At 60.5% G+C, this 16,125-nt stretch carries 16 protein-coding genes; 10 read left to right on the top strand and 6 right to left on the bottom strand.

Going from position 1 to position 16,125, the window contains the following annotated elements; translation table 11 throughout:
- Positions 1–27: 27 nt before the first annotated feature.
- Positions 28–939: a LysR family transcriptional regulator gene (locus ACMDB8_RS02210; protein ID WP_056725427.1), complete on the bottom strand. Its 912-nt coding sequence runs from the start codon at positions 937–939 to the stop codon at positions 28–30.
- Positions 940–1,114: 175 nt separating this feature from the next.
- Between ACMDB8_RS02210 and ACMDB8_RS02215 the strand changes: the two genes are divergently transcribed.
- The 10 genes from ACMDB8_RS02215 (at position 1,115) to ACMDB8_RS02260 (ending at position 12,202) form a co-directional block, all read left to right on the top strand.
- Entirely contained in the window at positions 1,115–2,605 is a 1,491-nt protein-coding gene (locus ACMDB8_RS02215; protein ID WP_056725425.1) for an L-piperidine-6-carboxylate dehydrogenase, read from the top strand.
- Positions 2,606–2,749: 144 nt separating this feature from the next.
- A complete protein-coding gene (locus ACMDB8_RS02220) occupies positions 2,750–4,033 on the top strand; it encodes an L-pipecolate oxidase (RefSeq protein WP_056725423.1) in 1,284 nt (427 codons plus the stop codon).
- A gap of 362 nt (positions 4,034–4,395) precedes the next feature.
- Positions 4,396–5,529, top strand: a complete 1,134-nt coding sequence (locus tag ACMDB8_RS02225) for an ABC transporter substrate-binding protein (RefSeq protein WP_056725421.1) — start codon at positions 4,396–4,398, stop codon at positions 5,527–5,529.
- 237 nt (positions 5,530–5,766) lie between these two features.
- On the top strand, positions 5,767–6,681 hold the full coding sequence (locus ACMDB8_RS02230; protein ID WP_008048116.1) for an ABC transporter permease subunit: 915 nt from the start codon (positions 5,767–5,769) through the stop codon (positions 6,679–6,681).
- Between the two features lie 3 nt (positions 6,682–6,684).
- A complete protein-coding gene (gene livM, locus ACMDB8_RS02235; RefSeq protein WP_056725420.1) occupies positions 6,685–7,968 on the top strand; it encodes a high-affinity branched-chain amino acid ABC transporter permease LivM in 1,284 nt (427 codons plus the stop codon).
- Positions 7,965–8,840, top strand: coding sequence for an ATP-binding cassette domain-containing protein (locus tag ACMDB8_RS02240; protein ID WP_056725418.1), 876 nt, complete (start codon positions 7,965–7,967; stop codon positions 8,838–8,840). The genes livM and ACMDB8_RS02240 overlap by 4 nt, the downstream gene beginning before the upstream one ends.
- Positions 8,837–9,553 (top strand): ABC transporter ATP-binding protein, encoded by a 717-nt coding sequence (locus ACMDB8_RS02245; RefSeq protein WP_056725416.1) that lies wholly within the window; start codon positions 8,837–8,839, stop codon positions 9,551–9,553. The genes ACMDB8_RS02240 and ACMDB8_RS02245 overlap by 4 nt, the downstream gene beginning before the upstream one ends.
- Before the next feature lie 293 nt (positions 9,554–9,846).
- On the top strand, positions 9,847–10,095 hold the full coding sequence (locus tag ACMDB8_RS02250) for a hypothetical protein (protein WP_056725415.1): 249 nt from the start codon (positions 9,847–9,849) through the stop codon (positions 10,093–10,095).
- 297 nt (positions 10,096–10,392) lie between these two features.
- Positions 10,393–11,154: an SDR family oxidoreductase gene (locus ACMDB8_RS02255; protein ID WP_056725413.1), complete on the top strand. Its 762-nt coding sequence runs from the start codon at positions 10,393–10,395 to the stop codon at positions 11,152–11,154.
- Positions 11,155–11,296: 142 nt separating this feature from the next.
- Positions 11,297–12,202 (top strand): cation diffusion facilitator family transporter, encoded by a 906-nt coding sequence (locus ACMDB8_RS02260; RefSeq protein WP_056725411.1) that lies wholly within the window; start codon positions 11,297–11,299, stop codon positions 12,200–12,202.
- A gap of 23 nt (positions 12,203–12,225) precedes the next feature.
- Here the strand turns inward: ACMDB8_RS02260 and ACMDB8_RS02265 are convergent, their stop codons facing one another.
- The 5 genes from ACMDB8_RS02265 to ureE all read right to left on the bottom strand — a co-directional run bounded on the left by ACMDB8_RS02265 (position 12,226) and on the right by ureE (position 15,936).
- A complete protein-coding gene (locus ACMDB8_RS02265; RefSeq protein WP_056725393.1) occupies positions 12,226–13,359 on the bottom strand; it encodes an AGE family epimerase/isomerase in 1,134 nt (377 codons plus the stop codon).
- Positions 13,360–13,525: 166 nt separating this feature from the next.
- Positions 13,526–14,098, bottom strand: coding sequence for a HupE/UreJ family protein (locus tag ACMDB8_RS02270; protein WP_056725392.1), 573 nt, complete (start codon positions 14,096–14,098; stop codon positions 13,526–13,528).
- A 29-nt stretch (positions 14,099–14,127) separates the two neighbouring features.
- Complete coding sequence (ureG, locus tag ACMDB8_RS02275) at positions 14,128–14,742, bottom strand: urease accessory protein UreG (RefSeq protein ID WP_046039876.1); 615 nt, start codon at positions 14,740–14,742, stop codon at positions 14,128–14,130.
- A 22-nt stretch (positions 14,743–14,764) separates the two neighbouring features.
- A complete protein-coding gene (locus ACMDB8_RS02280; protein ID WP_056725391.1) occupies positions 14,765–15,439 on the bottom strand; it encodes an urease accessory protein UreF in 675 nt (224 codons plus the stop codon).
- On the bottom strand, positions 15,436–15,936 hold the full coding sequence (gene ureE, locus ACMDB8_RS02285; protein WP_056725390.1) for an urease accessory protein UreE: 501 nt from the start codon (positions 15,934–15,936) through the stop codon (positions 15,436–15,438). Before ureE ends, ACMDB8_RS02280 begins: the two co-directional genes overlap by 4 nt.
- Positions 15,937–16,125: the final 189 nt, after the last annotated feature.

Raw genomic sequence — 16,125 nt, forward strand, 5'->3', positions numbered from 1 at the left:
CGGATTCCACAGGGATTGTGCAGGGGCTTAATGTTGCACCGCCTCCGGGCTATCGATCTGCTCCAGCATCCACTTCACAAAGTCCCGCACCTTGGGCACTTCCGCCGAGTGCTCCGGGTATGCAAGGTAATAGGCGTCGGTGCTGGGCATTGCATGCTGCCAGGGAATGACCAGCTTGCCGTCAGCCAGTTCTTCCTCCACCAGAAAACGCGGCAACAACGCTACGCCGCAACCGACCTGGGCGGCGCGGATGCACATATAAAAGGTTTCGAAGCGCGGGCCGTGGTAGCTGTGCTCGGTGTGGTAGCCCTGATGGTCGAACCAGTCATGCCAGGCCTGGGGGCGGGAAGCGTTTTGCAGCAGGACCAGGTCCGTCAGTTGCGTCGGATCGGTAAACGGTGTGTCCGGCAGGCTGCCAGGGGCGCACACCGGCACCAGCTCTTCGCCGAACAGCTTCAGGCATTCGGAACCCGGCCGCGAACCCTGGCCGAAATAGAACGCCAGGTCGCTGCGACCTTGCAGCAAGTCGTCGGCTTCCTGTTCGCTGCACAGGTCCAGGTGGATCGACGGATGCCGCAGGCGCCAGCCTTTCAGGCGCGGCACCAGCCAGCGTGCGCCGAAGGTCGGCGGTGTCGAGACGCGCAGGACTTCAGTCTCGCCGCCGTAGGAACGCAGGTAATGGGTCGACATCTCGACCTGCGTGAGGATTTTTCGCACCTCAACCAGGTACAGGTCGCCAGCCGGCGTCATCTGCAGGCGTCGGCGCACCCGGCGAAACAGCAGGTGCTGCAACAGCTCTTCGAGTTGTGCGACCTGTTTGCTCACGGCGCTCTGGGTCAGGTTCAACTCTTCGGCGGCCCGGGTGAAGCTCAAATGCCGGGTGACGGCCTCGAAGCACTGCAACGCAGCGATCGATGGCAAGTAGCGTTTATTCAGCATGGGCGGTCCTTGGTTCTTGTCTCTTTATTGCCAGCAATGCACAGCATGAATAAACGGAATGATATCTCTCTTAATGGTCGTTTGTTGAGTAACCTCCGGGCAGCTAAAACTACAGGTCTGATCAGCCGTGAATTTCCGGCTGCACGTGTTCTGTCTTTTGCTTGAGGAGTGACCCATGGTTGCCGCATTGCTTGATCGTCTAGGTGTGAACCCGGCCCTGTACCAGAACGGCAAAGTGCCGGTGCATTCGCCGATCGATGGCAGCACGATTGCCGCCGTGAACTGGGAGGGCGCTGCTGAAGTCGAGCAGCACATCAGTCGCGCGGATCATGCGTTCGAACTGTGGCGCAAGGTCCCGGCGCCGCGCCGTGGCGAGCTGGTACGGCAACTGGGTGACATCCTGCGCGAATACAAGGCCGACCTCGGCGAGCTGGTGTCCTGGGAAGCCGGCAAGATCACCCAGGAAGGCCTGGGTGAAGTTCAGGAAATGATCGACATCTGCGACTTCGCCGTCGGCCTGTCACGCCAGTTGTACGGTTTGACCATCGCCTCCGAGCGTCCTGGCCACCACATGCGCGAAACCTGGCATCCGCTGGGCGTTGTCGGGGTGATCAGTGCATTCAACTTCCCGGTCGCGGTATGGGCCTGGAACGCCACGCTGGCGCTGGTCTGCGGCAACCCGGTGATCTGGAAGCCGTCGGAAAAGACCCCGCTGACCGCACTGGCTTGCCAGGCGCTGTTCGATCGCGTGCTGAAGAACTTCAGCGATGCCCCACCGTACCTGAGCCAAGTGATCATTGGCGGTCGCGATGCCGGCGAAGCCCTGGTCGATGATCCGCGTGTCGCGCTGGTCAGCGCCACCGGCAGCACCCGCATGGGCCGTGAAGTGGCACCGAAAATCGCCGCACGTTTCGCCCGCAGCATCCTGGAACTGGGCGGCAACAACGCAATGATCCTCGGTCCAAGCGCCGACCTGGACATGGCCGTTCGCGCGATCCTGTTCAGCGCCGTCGGCACCGCCGGTCAGCGCTGCACCACCCTGCGTCGCCTGATCGCCCATGAGTCGGTGAAAGAGGAAATCGTCACCCGCCTGAAAGCGGCGTACTCGAAAGTGCGTATCGGCCATCCGCTGGAAGGAAACCTGATCGGCCCGCTGATCGACAAGCAAAGTTTCGACAACATGCAGGATGCGCTGGAGCAGGCCTTGAGCGAAGGCGGCCGGGTGTTTGGCGGTGAGCGTCAGCTGCAAGACAAGTTCCCGAATGCCTACTACGTTTCACCGGCCATCGTCGAAATGCCCGAGCAGAGCGATGTGGTGTGCCACGAAACCTTCGCCCCGATCCTGTACGTGGTCGGTTACAGCGACTTCCAGGAAGCCCTGCGCCTGAACAACGCCGTGCCACAAGGCCTGTCCTCGTGCATCTTCACCACCGACGTGCGTGAAGCCGAGCAGTTCATGTCGGCGGTGGGCAGTGACTGCGGCATCGCCAACGTCAACATCGGCCCGAGCGGCGCGGAAATCGGCGGCGCGTTCGGTGGCGAGAAAGAAACCGGCGGCGGTCGTGAGTCCGGCTCCGATGCATGGCGCGGCTACATGCGCCGCCAGACCAACACCGTGAACTATTCGCTGGAGTTGCCGTTGGCGCAGGGCATCACCTTCGATTAAGTATTGATTGTGAAGCTGGAAAGATCGCAGCCTTCGGCAGCTCCTACGGGACTGTGGCTGGCTGCGATTTTGTAGGAGCTGCCGCAGGCTGCGATCTTTTGGCGGCGACAACGAGGTGGGTTAGGTTTCTGTTGGAGTCTGGCAATGCCGTTACGCGAAGAGTGTCTGTGGGAAAAACTGACGCCGCAAAGGCCGGACAATTCGGCCCTCAAGGGTGAGGTTTCAGTAGATGTCTGCGTCATCGGCGCCGGATTTACCGGTTTGTCGGCGGCGGTGCATCTGCTGGAGCAGGGCAAGTCCGTTTGTGTGCTGGAGGCCCATCGTGCCGGCCATGGTGGTTCGGGGCGCAACGTCGGGCTGGTCAATGCCGGGATGTGGATTCCCCCGGACGAGATCGAAGCCGGGTTTGGCGAGGCGGTCGGCAGCCAGCTCAACCGCATGCTGGGGGCGGCGCCTTCCCTGGTGTTCAGCCTTGTGGACAAGTACAACATCGATTGCCAGTTGCGCCGCGAAGGCACGCTGCACATGGCGCACAACGCCCGTGGCGAAGCCGACTTGCGCAGTCGTGAAGAACAATGGAAACGACGCGGTGCGCCGGTGGAATTGCTCACCGGCCAGGCCTGCGAACAAGCCACCGGCACGAAAAAGATCGCCGCCGCGCTGCTCGATCGCCGCGCCGGCACGCTCAACCCGATGGCCTACACCACGGGGCTGGCCAAGGCGGCCATCGGCCTGGGCGGTCAATTATTCGATCATTCCCCGGTCACCCGACTCGAGCGTCAGGGCCAACGCTGGTCTGTGCAAACCGCCCAAGGCTCGGTCATGGCCGAGAAAGTGGTGATTGCCTCCAATGCCTACACCGAGGGCGACTGGACGGAACTGCGGCGCAATTTCTTCCCCGGTTATTACTATCAGGTGGCCTCGGCCCCGCTGACCGAAGAGGCCGCCCGGCAAATTCTGCCCGGAGGACAGGGTTCCTGGGACACCCGACAGGTGCTCAGCAGTATCCGTCGAGACAAGGACGGTCGCCTGCTGCTTGGCAGCCTGGGTAATGGCAATCAGAAACCGGCCTGGTTCCTCAAGGCCTGGGCCGACCGGGTGCAGCAACATTACTTCCCTTACCTGAAACCGGTGGAATGGGAGTGCACCTGGACCGGTTGCATCGCCTTTACCCCCGATCATTTGATGCGCCTGTTCGAACCGGCGCCCGGTTTAGTGGCAGTCACCGGTTACAACGGCCGGGGCGTGACCACGGGAACAGTGGTCGGCAAGGCCTTTGCCGATTACCTGTGTAACGGAAATCCTCAAGCGCTTCCGATTCCTTTCGCGCCCATGCAGCCATTGGCCGGGGTAGGGTTGCGCAGCTGTCTGTATGAGGCGGGATTCTCGCTGTATCACGCAGGCCAGTGCCTGCGGATCGTGATCTGAAGGTTGTTTTTTGCAGTGGGGAGCGGCGCTTTTTCGATCTGCGGCTAGCCTGTAGTGGTGCGGGTTGTAGCAGTCTCGCACCAGCAGTGTGCACTTCGGTGACGCACGTTGTTACAGGCTGGTTGCACGTCGTTTAAAGCCGCGGTTGCAATGATGGCGCAGTCGGGTTGCGCCTCAAAAAAATAATGGTACTACCTTCAGCGGTTTAGACGGTTGCACGCCCAATGAAAATGGGATCGAAACAGTCGAAATAACAAGAAAGCAGCGACTTTTTTCAGAATAAAAAACCGATGGCACGGCCCTTGCTCTGAGCATTCAGTGAAGTCGCAGTGCCAATTAAAAAAACCATGGAGCACCACCTCATGTCCCAGACGTTTTACAAGAAAGGTTTTCTGGCCCTCGCAGTGGCAACTGCGCTGGGTGTTTCTGCGTTTGCTCAGGCTGACATCAAGATCGGCGTAGCGGGACCCATGACTGGCGCCAACGCGGCATTTGGCGAACAGTACATGAAGGGTGCACAGGCCGCGGCCGATGCGGTCAACGCGGCGGGCGGGGTCAACGGGGAAAAAATCGTACTGGTCAAGGGCGATGACGCCTGCGAACCGAAACAGGCTGTGACGGTCGCCAAAGACCTGACCAACCAGAAAGTCGCCGGCGTGGTCGGTCACTTCTGCTCCTCGTCGACCATCCCGGCTTCCGAGATCTACGACGAAGCGGGCATCATCGCAATCACTCCAGGCTCCACCAACCCCGCCGTTACCGAACGCGGCCTGAGCGCCATGTTCCGTATGTGCGGGCGTGACGACCAGCAAGGCATCGTGGCCGGCGACTACATCGTCGACGTGCTCAAGGGCAAGAAAGTGGTCGTGCTGCACGACAAGGACACCTACGGCCAGGGCCTGGCGGATGCCACCAAGGCTCAGCTGGTCAAGCGCGGCGTAACGCCTGTGCTGTATGAAGGCCTGACCCGTGGCGAGAAAGATTTCAGCACCATCGTGACCAAGATTCGCGGCGCCGGCGCTGACGTCGTCTACTTCGGTGGCCTGCACCCGGAAGCCGGTCCTCTGGTGCGTCAACTGCGTGAGCAGGGTCTGAAAGACGTCAAGTTCATGTCCGACGACGGCATCGTGACCGACGAACTGGTGACCACCGCTGGCGGTCCGCAATTCGTTGACGGGGTGCTGATGACCTTCGGCGCCGACCCACGCCTGCTGCCAGACAGCAAGACCGTGGTAGACGCCTTCCGCAAGGCCGGTACCGAGCCTGAAGGCTACACCCTGTACGCCTACGCTTCGGTCCAGGCCCTGGCAGCAGCCTTCAACGGCGCCAAGTCCAACAAGGGCGAAGAAGCGGCTGCATGGCTGAAGAAGAACCCGGTCAAGACCGTCATGGGCGAGAAGACCTGGGACAGCAAGGGCGACCTGAAAATCTCCGACTACGTGGTTTACCAGTGGGACAAGGATGGCAAATACCACCAGCTGGAAAAACAGAAGTAAGGGCTGACTCGATCAACTGACCCACAGTTCTCCTGTGGGAGCGAGCTTGCTCGCGATTACGGACTGACAGGCGACAACTTTGTTGAATGTTCAACCGCTATCGCAGGCAAGCCAGCTCCCACAGGGTCCGTGGTGGCCTGCCTGATCGTGGCTGACATTGCTCCGACGTAAATCTGTATTTTCCTTAGAAGAACCGCACAGCCACATGTGCAGGTTCTCATTGCGTGAGATTGCGTTATGGATGGTATTTTCCTGCAGCAACTGGTCAACGGCCTGACCCTCGGGTCGGTCTATGGCCTGATCGCCATCGGCTACACAATGGTCTATGGCATCATCGGCATGATCAACTTCGCCCACGGCGAGGTTTACATGATTTCCGCTTACCTCGCGGCAATCAGTCTGGCTCTGCTGGCTTACTTCGGTATCGAATCTTTCCCGCTGCTGATGCTTGGCACACTGATCTTCACCATCGTCGTCACGGCGGTGTATGGCTGGGTCATCGAGCGCGTCGCCTATAAACCCCTGCGTAACTCTACCCGACTCGCACCGCTGATCAGTGCGATCGGTATCTCCCTGATCCTGCAAAACTACGCACAGATCTCCCAGGGCGCGAAGCAACAAGGCGTTCCGACTCTGCTCTCAGGTGCCTGGCGCGTTGATATCGGTACCGGTTTCGTTCAGTTGACCTACACCAAGGTCTTCATTCTGGTCGCAGCGTTCGTCGGGATGGCCGCGCTGACCTACATCATCAAGTACACCAAGCTCGGCCGCATGTGCCGTGCAACCCAGCAAGACCGCAAGATGGCTTCGATCCTGGGGATCAACACCGATCGGGTGATTTCCTACGTGTTCATCATTGGTGCAGCGATGGCGGCCCTGGCCGGTGTGCTGATCACCATGAACTACGGCACATTCGACTTCTATGCCGGCTTCATCATCGGGATCAAGGCGTTCACCGCCGCGGTGCTCGGCGGGATTGGCTCACTGCCCGGCGCGATGCTCGGCGGGATCATTCTCGGGATTTCCGAGTCGCTGTTTTCCGGTCTGGTGAACTCGGACTACAAAGACGTTTTCAGCTTCTCGCTGCTGGTCCTCGTTCTGGTCTTTCGGCCTCAAGGCCTGCTCGGCCGTCCTCTTGTGTCGAAGGTGTAAGCGATGTCTTCAACCACTAAAAAAACCATTGATATCAAAAAAAGTCTGGTTGACGCGATTCTTGCCGGCCTCATTGCCCTGATTGTGTTCGGGCCGATTGTCGGCGTCGTTCTCGATGGCTATGGCTTCAACCTGGAAACCACCCGGGTGGCGTGGATCGTGGCGATCGTCATGGCCGGCCGCTTTGCCCTGAGCATGTTCCTGCAGACATCCAAGGGCCTGAAAATCCTCGAAGGCTTTGAAACGACAGGCTCCGGGGTGCATGTGCTCGCGCCGGACTACAAGTCGCGGTTGCGCTGGATCATCCCGCTGATGATCGTCATCGCCGTGGTGCTGCCGTTTTTCTCCAACTCCTACCTGCTGGGCGTGGTCATCCTCGGGCTGATCTACGTGCTGCTGGGGCTGGGGCTGAACATCGTGGTCGGCCTGGCCGGCCTGCTCGACCTCGGTTATGTGGCGTTCTACGCCATCGGTGCCTACGGCCTGGCGCTCGGTTATCAATACCTTGGCTTGGGTTTCTGGACGGTGTTGCCGCTGGCGGCGATTACCGCGGGGTTGGCCGGCTGCATTCTCGGCTTCCCGGTGCTGCGCCTGCACGGTGACTATCTGGCGATCGTGACCCTGGGCTTCGGCGAAATCATTCGCCTGATCCTCAACAACTGGTTGTCGCTGACTGGCGGCCCGAACGGCATGCCGGCACCGCTGCCGACCTTCTTCGGCCTGGAATTCGGCAAGCGGGCCAAGGATGGCGGCGTGCCGTTCCATGAGTTCTTTGGCATCGCCTACAACCCGGATGTGAAGTACTACTTCATCTACGCGGTGCTGTTCCTGGTGGTGCTGGCCGTGCTGTACATCAAGCATCGCCTGACCCGCATGCCGGTCGGCCGCGCCTGGGAAGCCCTGCGCGAAGACGAAATCGCCTGCCGCTCCATGGGCCTGAACCACGTGCTGGTCAAGCTCTCGGCGTTCACCATTGGTGCCTCGACGGCCGGTCTGGCCGGGGTGTTCTTCGCCACCTACCAGGGCTTCGTCAATCCGACCTCGTTCACCTTCTTCGAATCGGCCCTGATCCTCGCCATCGTGGTACTGGGTGGCATGGGGTCGACCATAGGCGTGGTGATTGCCGCCTTCGTGCTGACCGTCGCCCCTGAGCTGCTGCGTGGCTTTGCCGAGTACCGAGTGCTGCTGTTCGGCATCCTGATGGTGTTGATGATGATCTGGCGACCGCGCGGCCTGATTCGGATCAGCCGTACCGGTGTGACCCCGCGTAAAGGAGTAGCGCCATGAGCGAAGTCGTACTCAGTGTAGAAAAGCTGATGATGCACTTCGGCGGCATCAAGGCGTTGAGCGATGTCAGCCTGAAAGTGCACCGCAACTCGATCTTCGCCCTGATCGGCCCAAACGGCGCCGGCAAGACCACGGTGTTCAACTGCCTGACCGGTTTCTACAAAGCTTCCGGCGGCAAGATCGAACTCAACATTCGTGGGCAACAGACCAACGTCATCAAGTTGCTGGGCGAGCCGTTCAAACCAACGGATTTCGTTTCGCCGAAATCCTTCGCCAGTCGGCTGTTCTACAAGGCATTCGGCGGCACCCACCTGGTGAACCGTGCTGGCCTGGCGCGGACCTTCCAGAACATTCGCCTGTTCAAGGAAATGTCCGTTCTGGAAAACCTGCTGGTGGCCCAGCACATGTGGGTCAACCGCAACATGCTGGCCGGCATCCTCAACACCAAGGGCTATCGCAAGGCCGAAAGCGATGCACTGGACCACGCGTTCTACTGGCTGGAAGTGGTGGACCTGGTGGACTGTGCCAACCGCCTGGCCGGTGAACTGTCCTACGGCCAGCAGCGCCGCCTGGAAATCGCCCGTGCCATGTGCACCCGACCGCAGATCATCTGCCTCGACGAACCGGCCGCCGGCCTCAACCCTCAGGAAACCGAAGCGCTGAGCGCGATGATCCGGCTGCTGCGCGACGAGCATGATCTGACGGTGGTGCTGATCGAACACGACATGGGCATGGTAATGAGTATCTCCGATCATATCGTGGTGCTGGACCACGGCATCGTCATCGCCGAGGGCGGACCCGATGCGATTCGTAACGATCCGAAAGTGATTGCGGCCTACCTGGGCGCCGATGAAGAGGAAGTGGTGCTATGAGCCAACCCATCCTCGAACTCAAGGAACTGGACGTGTTCTACGGGCCGATCCAGGCCCTTAAAGGCGTCTCGCTGCACATCAACGAAGGGGAAACCGTCAGCCTGATCGGCTCCAACGGCGCCGGCAAGTCGACTCTGCTGATGTCGATCTTCGGCCAGCCACGGGCAGCCGACGGGCAGATCCTCTATCAGGGCGTGGACATTACCCACAAGTCGTCCCACTACATCGCCTCCAACGGCATCGCGCAGTCGCCGGAAGGGCGGCGGGTGTTCCCCGACATGACCGTCGAGGAAAACCTGCTGATGGGCACCATCCCTATCGGTGACAAGTATGCCAAGGAGGACATGCAGCGCATGTTCGAGCTGTTCCCCAGGCTCGAAGAGCGGCGTACCCAGCGGGCGATGACCATGTCCGGCGGCGAGCAGCAAATGCTCGCCATCGCCCGGGCCCTGATGAGCCGGCCCAAGTTGTTGCTGCTCGATGAGCCGAGCCTGGGCCTGGCGCCGATCGTGGTGAAGCAGATCTTTGCAACGCTACGGGAACTGGCCAAGACCGGTATGACCATCTTCCTGGTGGAGCAGAACGCCAACCACGCCCTGCGGTTGTCGGACCGGGCGTATGTGATGGTCAACGGCGAAATCCGCATGACCGGCACCGGCAAGGAGTTGTTGGTCAACGAGGATGTGCGTAACGCCTATCTCGGCGGGCACTGAGTCTGCTCTGTCATGCACAAGCCCCGGCGCGCAATCGCCGGGGCTTTTTTACATCTCCAATAACCCACTAATCCCTGTGGGAGCGAGCTTGCTCGCGATAGCGGTGTGTCAGTCACCACGATGCAAGCTGTGCCCCGGTCATCGCGAGCAAGCTCGCTCCCACAGGGTTTTGGCATGCCTGCGGGAAATTGTGGAAAACAATATTCCCAAGCTCCGAAACCGCGACATAAAGCCGCTGCAAATAGTTGTTTTGTCACAGTTTTGACTTGTCCCCGTTTACTGTGGAACCGGCTGTGAATAACGTGGGAGTAGCTGGCTGGAGGCCTTTTAAACCGTGGCTTGCAGAGGGGTGGTTGTTTTTTGATCAAGTGTTTTTGCGCAGCTTGAAGGCCGCTTTGTCAACCTTTTTGTTCCGGGCGCAAGAGCGTGAAATCGGGGTGGACAAGCCTGTGGATAAGTCTGTGACTAAACTCTGGAAAGACTCGGCTGAAGGCCGTGGTTACTGGCTTGGCGCCATCGTCGGTTTGACCCATCAGTCATGAAAATGGCCAAGGGCTACACAGCAGGCGGTCGAGGGTCAAGCGAAAAAGTTTCAAAACCCCGCGCAAAGCCTTGTGGATAGCGGCTTGCAGCTTTTCCACTTGCCCCCAAAGACTGTGGACCGGCCTGTGGATAACGTGCGCGCACATGGCTGTAGGCCGCGCTGGTCAAGGGCTTGCCGGGATTGAGCGTTTTTTGAACAGATTGAACGGTGGTTGCCGCTGTGAACAAGGCCGGGCATGCTGCCTGCTGATTTTCTATTCCAATGGCTGGCGATCAGCCGAAGCAAGGAGAACACGATGTCCAACACCCTGTTTATTACCGGCGCGACCTCCGGTTTTGGTGAAGCCTGTGCCCGTCGTTTTGCCGAGGCCGGCTGGAAACTGGTGCTGACTGGCCGTCGTGAAGAGCGCCTCAATGCACTGTGCGCCGAGCTGTCGAAGCAGACCGAAGTCCATGGCCTGGTGCTCGATGTGCGCGATCGCAAGGCCATGGAGGAGGCGATTGCCAATCTGCCGCCATCCTTTGCCAAACTGCGCGGGTTGATCAACAACGCCGGGCTGGCCCTGGGGGTTGATCCGGCGCCCAAGTGCGACCTGGACGACTGGGACACCATGGTCGATACCAACGTCAAAGGCCTGATGTACAGCACCCGTCTGCTGTTGCCGCGCCTGATTGCCCATGGTCGTGGTGCCGGTATCGTCAACCTGGGGTCCATTGCCGGCAACTACCCGTACCCGGGCAGCCACGTTTATGGCGCGACCAAGGCTTTCGTCAAGCAGTTCTCCGTGAACTTGCGCTGCGACCTGCAAGGCACGGGCGTACGGGTCAGCAACATCGAACCAGGCCTGTGCGAGAGCGAGTTCTCGCTGGTGCGTTTTGCCGGTGACCAGGAGCGCTATAACGCCACTTACGCCGGTGCCGAGCCGATTCAGCCGCAGGACATCGCCGAGACCATCTTCTGGGTGCTCAATGCCCCGGCGCACATCAACATCAACAGCCTGGAACTGATGCCGGTCAGCCAGACCTGGGCCGGGTTTGCAATCGAGCGTAAGTCTTAAGACCGCGTAACGGCCCTTCGCGGGCTTGCTCCGGGCGGCGCTCCGACGAAGGGGGCGGAACTGGCAGTGCAAGACATCAGCTAGACTCCTCACCCAACAACTCCGCCACACCCGGCGGTCTAGAGGTATTAGAGGAGATCAAGTGAGTAATCGAGGCGAGCAGTCGCTGCTCAAACAATCGACCTTCCTGATGCTTGCCGTGACATTCGCCGGGATCATCACCGGGTTTGTTTCGGGCGCCCAATCCATCCTGTTCGATGGCTTCTTTTCGTTGATCGCGGCCTTCATCAAGGTCCTGATGCTTATTACCGCCCGGCTGATCGCCAAGGAAAGCAACCAGCGCTTCCAGTTCGGATCCTGGCACCTGGAGCCCATGGTGCTGGTGATCGAGGGCAGCTTCATTTTCCTGGTCGCCGTTTATGCCTTTCTCAACGGTGTGTTCGGCATCATCAGTGGTGGCCGCGAGGTCGAACTGGGGCTGGTGATTTTCTACGCGGCGTTCTTCACTGTCGTTGAGCTCATTTATTTTTTCTACGTCCGCCAACGCAATCGCACACTCAACTCATCGCTGATCCAGTTCGACAACATCAGTTGGCTGGTGGACGCGATGCTGTCGGCGGGCCTGCTGGTGAGTTTTCTCATCGCGCTGCTGCTCAAGACTCAGGGTTATGACAAGTGGGCGGTGTATGTCGACCCGATGATCCTGATCCTGCTGGCCCTGGGCATGCTCCCCCCGGCGTTCAAAATCCTCGGACCGGCCTTGCGCGATGTGCTGGGGATCGTCCCGGATCAACTGGACGACAAGGTGCGTCAGGTGATGGAGGTGGCGAAGGTCGAGCATGGTTTCGACGATTACATTTCCTACGTGCAGAAACACGGCAGGGCCTGTTTTATCGAGATTCACATCGTATTGCCGAAGGATTACTGGCTCGACGGTGTGGGGCAACTGGACAGTTTGCGCGAGGAAATTTCCGCGAAGCTTGGCGAGCCGGATGCCGCGCGATGGCTGACCATCAGCTTTACCGGCGATCGCAAGTGGATTGAGTGATTGGACTCCCCCTCGCCACAAAGTCAGCCGAGATATTGCGCCAGCCCGCGATAACAGGTCGCCAGGTGATAGGGCGTGGTCGAAGGCATGTCGCGGCGGCTGACTTCACCGTGCTCGTCACGGCATTCGTACCAGCCGCCGGCATGCAGCGAGCGCTGCTGCAAGGCTTGCAATTGACGCAGTACAGCCACTTCGCTGTCCGGACGCAGCGTCAATGCGCGCAAGTACTCGGCCTGGGCCCAGATACGCTGCGTGGCATCCCGCACGCCGCCCTGCGCTGCGAAGTCGAGCATCGCCCGCACGGCACCCGTCTGCTGATCGACGCCCGCTTGCTCGGTAAAGGCAAAAGCCCGCTCCAGATCGGCATGCAGCGTCGAATTGCGTAACAGCGCCGAGGATTCCAGCAGGAAATACCACTCGAACTGATGCCCCGGTTCAAACCAGTTATCCACAGACCCCAGCGGCTTCTCCATCAACACGCCGTGCTGCGGATCGATGAAGCGCGCGTGCATGGCTGTGCATAACTCGACGAGCGCCTGTTGCACGTCGGGGTCTTCGCGCACCGACAGGGTGGCGAGGAAAGCTTCGGCCAGGTGCATCAGCGGGTTTTGCAATGGGCCGCTGTCCAGCGACGACCAGTCGCGCTCGAGCGTGGCTTCGTACAGGCCGTCGTCCGTGGCGAAGCGCTGCGCGACCACTTCCAGCGAGGCGTTGAGCACCGACTCCACCAGCGGCTCGCGGACCTTGTCCCAATAATGGGCGCAAGCGAACAGGATGAAGGCGTGGGTGTAGAGGTCCTTGCGCTGATCCAGCGGCGCACCTTGTGCATCGACGCTGTAGAACCAACCTCCGTGCTCGGCATCGTGAAAGTGCCGCTGCATCGAGCGGAACAACGCGGCGGCACGCTCTTCGGCGCCCGGCACCTGACCGATCAGGCCGGCAAACAGATACAACTGCCGCGCACAGGCCATGGCTCGGTAGCGTTGCGCTGGCAGCGGTTGGTGTTCGGCATCCAGCGCCTCGTAGGGCAACGCCATGTCGGCGTTCCAGCCCGGACCTTGCCAGAGCGGCACGATGACGTTCAGGAAGTGCTGTTGCACCGAGGCGAACAGGGCGGTCAATTCGGGCTGAGAGGCGGAGCGGGAAACAGGCGGCATTGGCTGGCGTCGTCACGGCAGGGGCGATTGCGCGACATGTTAGCAGAGAGGCTGACTCGACGGATGCGATCCTCGTAGGAGCTGCCGCAGGCTGCGATCTTTTGATGTGGATTTTGAATGCAAGATCAAAAGATCGCAGCCTGCGGCAGCTCCTACAGGGAGGGGGTTAGCCCGCCAGCAACCACACCCCGGTCGCCGCCGAAGCCGCGCCTGCCAGTCGAACCAGTGGCGCAGCTGCTTGCGGCAACACCCGCACGACTGCATAACCCGCCGCATGCAACACCGCTGTCGCCACCACAAACCCGACGGCATAGGTCCAGGGACTCGACATGTCCGGTAGCTCAAGACCATGGGCCACGCCATGGAACAGCGCAAACAACGCAGTCGCACCCACCGCCATCACCAACGGTGGACGCACCGCCAAGGCAACCGCCAACCCCAAAGCCAACACGGAAGCGGCAATTGCGCCTTCCAGTCCCGGCAGGTTCAATCCTTCAAAACCCAACAGCCCGCCAATCAACATAGTGCCAACAAAGGCGCACGGCAGCGCCCAACGCGCAGCACCTTGCTGCTGCGCCGCCCACAGGCCGACGGCGAGCATCGCCAGCAAGTGATCGAGGCCGCCAAGCGGATGGCTGATGCCGGCGATCAAGCCGTTGTCGCCATGCCCCGGATGGGCGAAGGCGAGGGTCGGGGCCAGCAGCAGGGCCAGGGCGCCGAGAATGCGTTTGAGTGTCATGGATAAGCTTCCTTGTTGATAAGTCTTGATCAGGCCGCGGTCAGCAAACCCTGGCGTTCGATGAAGGCGATGATTTCTTCCAGGCCCAAACCGGTTTTCTGATTGCTGAACACGAACGGCTTGCCGTTGCGCATGCGCTGGGTGTCGCTGTTCATCATCTCCAGCGAAGCACCGACCAGCGGCGCCAGGTCGATCTTGTTGATCACCAGCAGGTCGGATTTGCAGATTCCCGGCCCGCCCTTGCGCGGCAGCTTGTCGCCGGCCGAGACGTCGATCACGTAGATGGTCAGGTCCGACAGTTCCGGGCTGAAGGTCGCGGAGAGGTTGTCGCCCCCAGACTCCACGAGAATCAGGTCCAGCCCCGGAAAACGTCGGTTGAGCTGATCCACGGCTTCGAGGTTGATCGAGGCGTCTTCGCGGATGGCCGTGTGCGGGCAGCCGCCGGTTTCCACGCCAATGATGCGTTCCGGCGCCAGGGCTTCGTTGCGCACCAGAAAGTCGGCGTCTTCGCGGGTGTAGATGTCGTTGGTCACGACGGCCAGGTTGTAACGCTCGCGCAGGGCCAGGCACAGGGCCAGGGTCAGGGCGGTTTTGCCGGAGCCGACCGGACCGCCGATGCCGACGCGCAGGGGTTGTGTGTTCATGTGATTCTCCAAAATAGGGGCCCTAGGAACGGAACAGACGGCTGTACTGGCGCTCGTGTGCCATACACGCCAGGGACAGGCCGAAAGCGGCGCTGCCGTAGTGATCGGGATCGATTCGGGTGGCGTTCTGTTGCGCTTGTTGAAGCAGTGGCAACAGTTCGCTGGTCAGGCGTTGGGCGGCCTGCTGACCCAGGGGCAGGGTCTTCATCAGCACGGCCAACTGATTTTCCAGCCAGCTCCAGAGCCATGCGGCCAGGGCGTCCTGCGGGCTGATCTGCCAGGCGCGTGCGGCCAAGGCCCAACCCAGGGCCAGATGCGGCTCGCTGCGTTGATCGAGGAAGGCACGGGCCGGCGCGTCGAGTTCCGGCAAGCCATTGAGCAATTGCTGCAACGAGTAGCCCATCTGCCGGCTCTCCTGATGCAGCTCGCGAGTTTCGCGACTGGCGCGATGCGCTTCACAGTTCTGCAGCAACTCGTCCCAGTTTTCCTCGCTGGCGGCCACGCAATGGGCGAGCAACAGCGGCGCTTCGAAGCGCGCCAGATTCAGCAGCAACTGATCGCTGATCCAGCGTCGCGCACTGTCGGGGTCGTGAACACGGCCGTTATCCACAGCCATTTCCAGCCCTTGGGAGTAGCTGTAGCCGCCAATCGGCAGTTGTGGACTGGCCAGGCGCAGCAGCGCCCAGGCCGGGTTCATGTGCGTACGCCGAACTGGTGCAGTTTCGGCGCGTAGTTGAAGTCTTCATCGCCGTGGCGAGAATGATGATGACCACCGCCGTAGGCGCCATGTTCCGGCTGGAACGGCGCCTCGATGTTCACGGCAACGGCACCGAGTTGTTCGAGCATGGCCTTGAGAACGTAATCGTCGAGCAGGCGCAACCAGCCGTCGCCGACCTGCAGGGCAACATGGCGATTGCCCAGGTGATAGGCCGCCCGGGTTAATTCGAAGGCACTGGCGCAGGTGACGTGCAGCAGTTGTTCGGGGCGGGCGCAAACGCGCACGATTCGCCCGTCTTCGGCTTGCAGGCATTCGCCATCATGCAATGGCGGCTGGCCGCGCTCCAAAAACAACCCGACGTCTTCGCCTTCGGCACTGAAACAGCGCAAACGGCTTTTGCTGCGGGCTTCGAACGTCAGGTGCAGTTCGGCAGCCCAGGCGGGTTGAGGGTCGATTCTGCGATGAATCACCAGCATCGGAAGGCTTCCAGCAATGGACAATGCTCAGGCTAGAGCAAGGGGCTTGCCAATCGACATGATGCGTAGGAAATGGCTGACGGAGATGTGGGATGCGCGACGATGGGGTGAGCTTTTTGGTTGAAGTTGGTGCGTTGTTTTTGATTTTTGCACCAGGTTGAAGCGATCAAGCTCAATGTGGGTTTTGGA

It is taken from the genome of Pseudomonas monachiensis, from assembly GCF_047345015.1.
GTDB lineage: Bacteria > Pseudomonadota > Gammaproteobacteria > Pseudomonadales > Pseudomonadaceae > Aquipseudomonas > Aquipseudomonas monachiensis.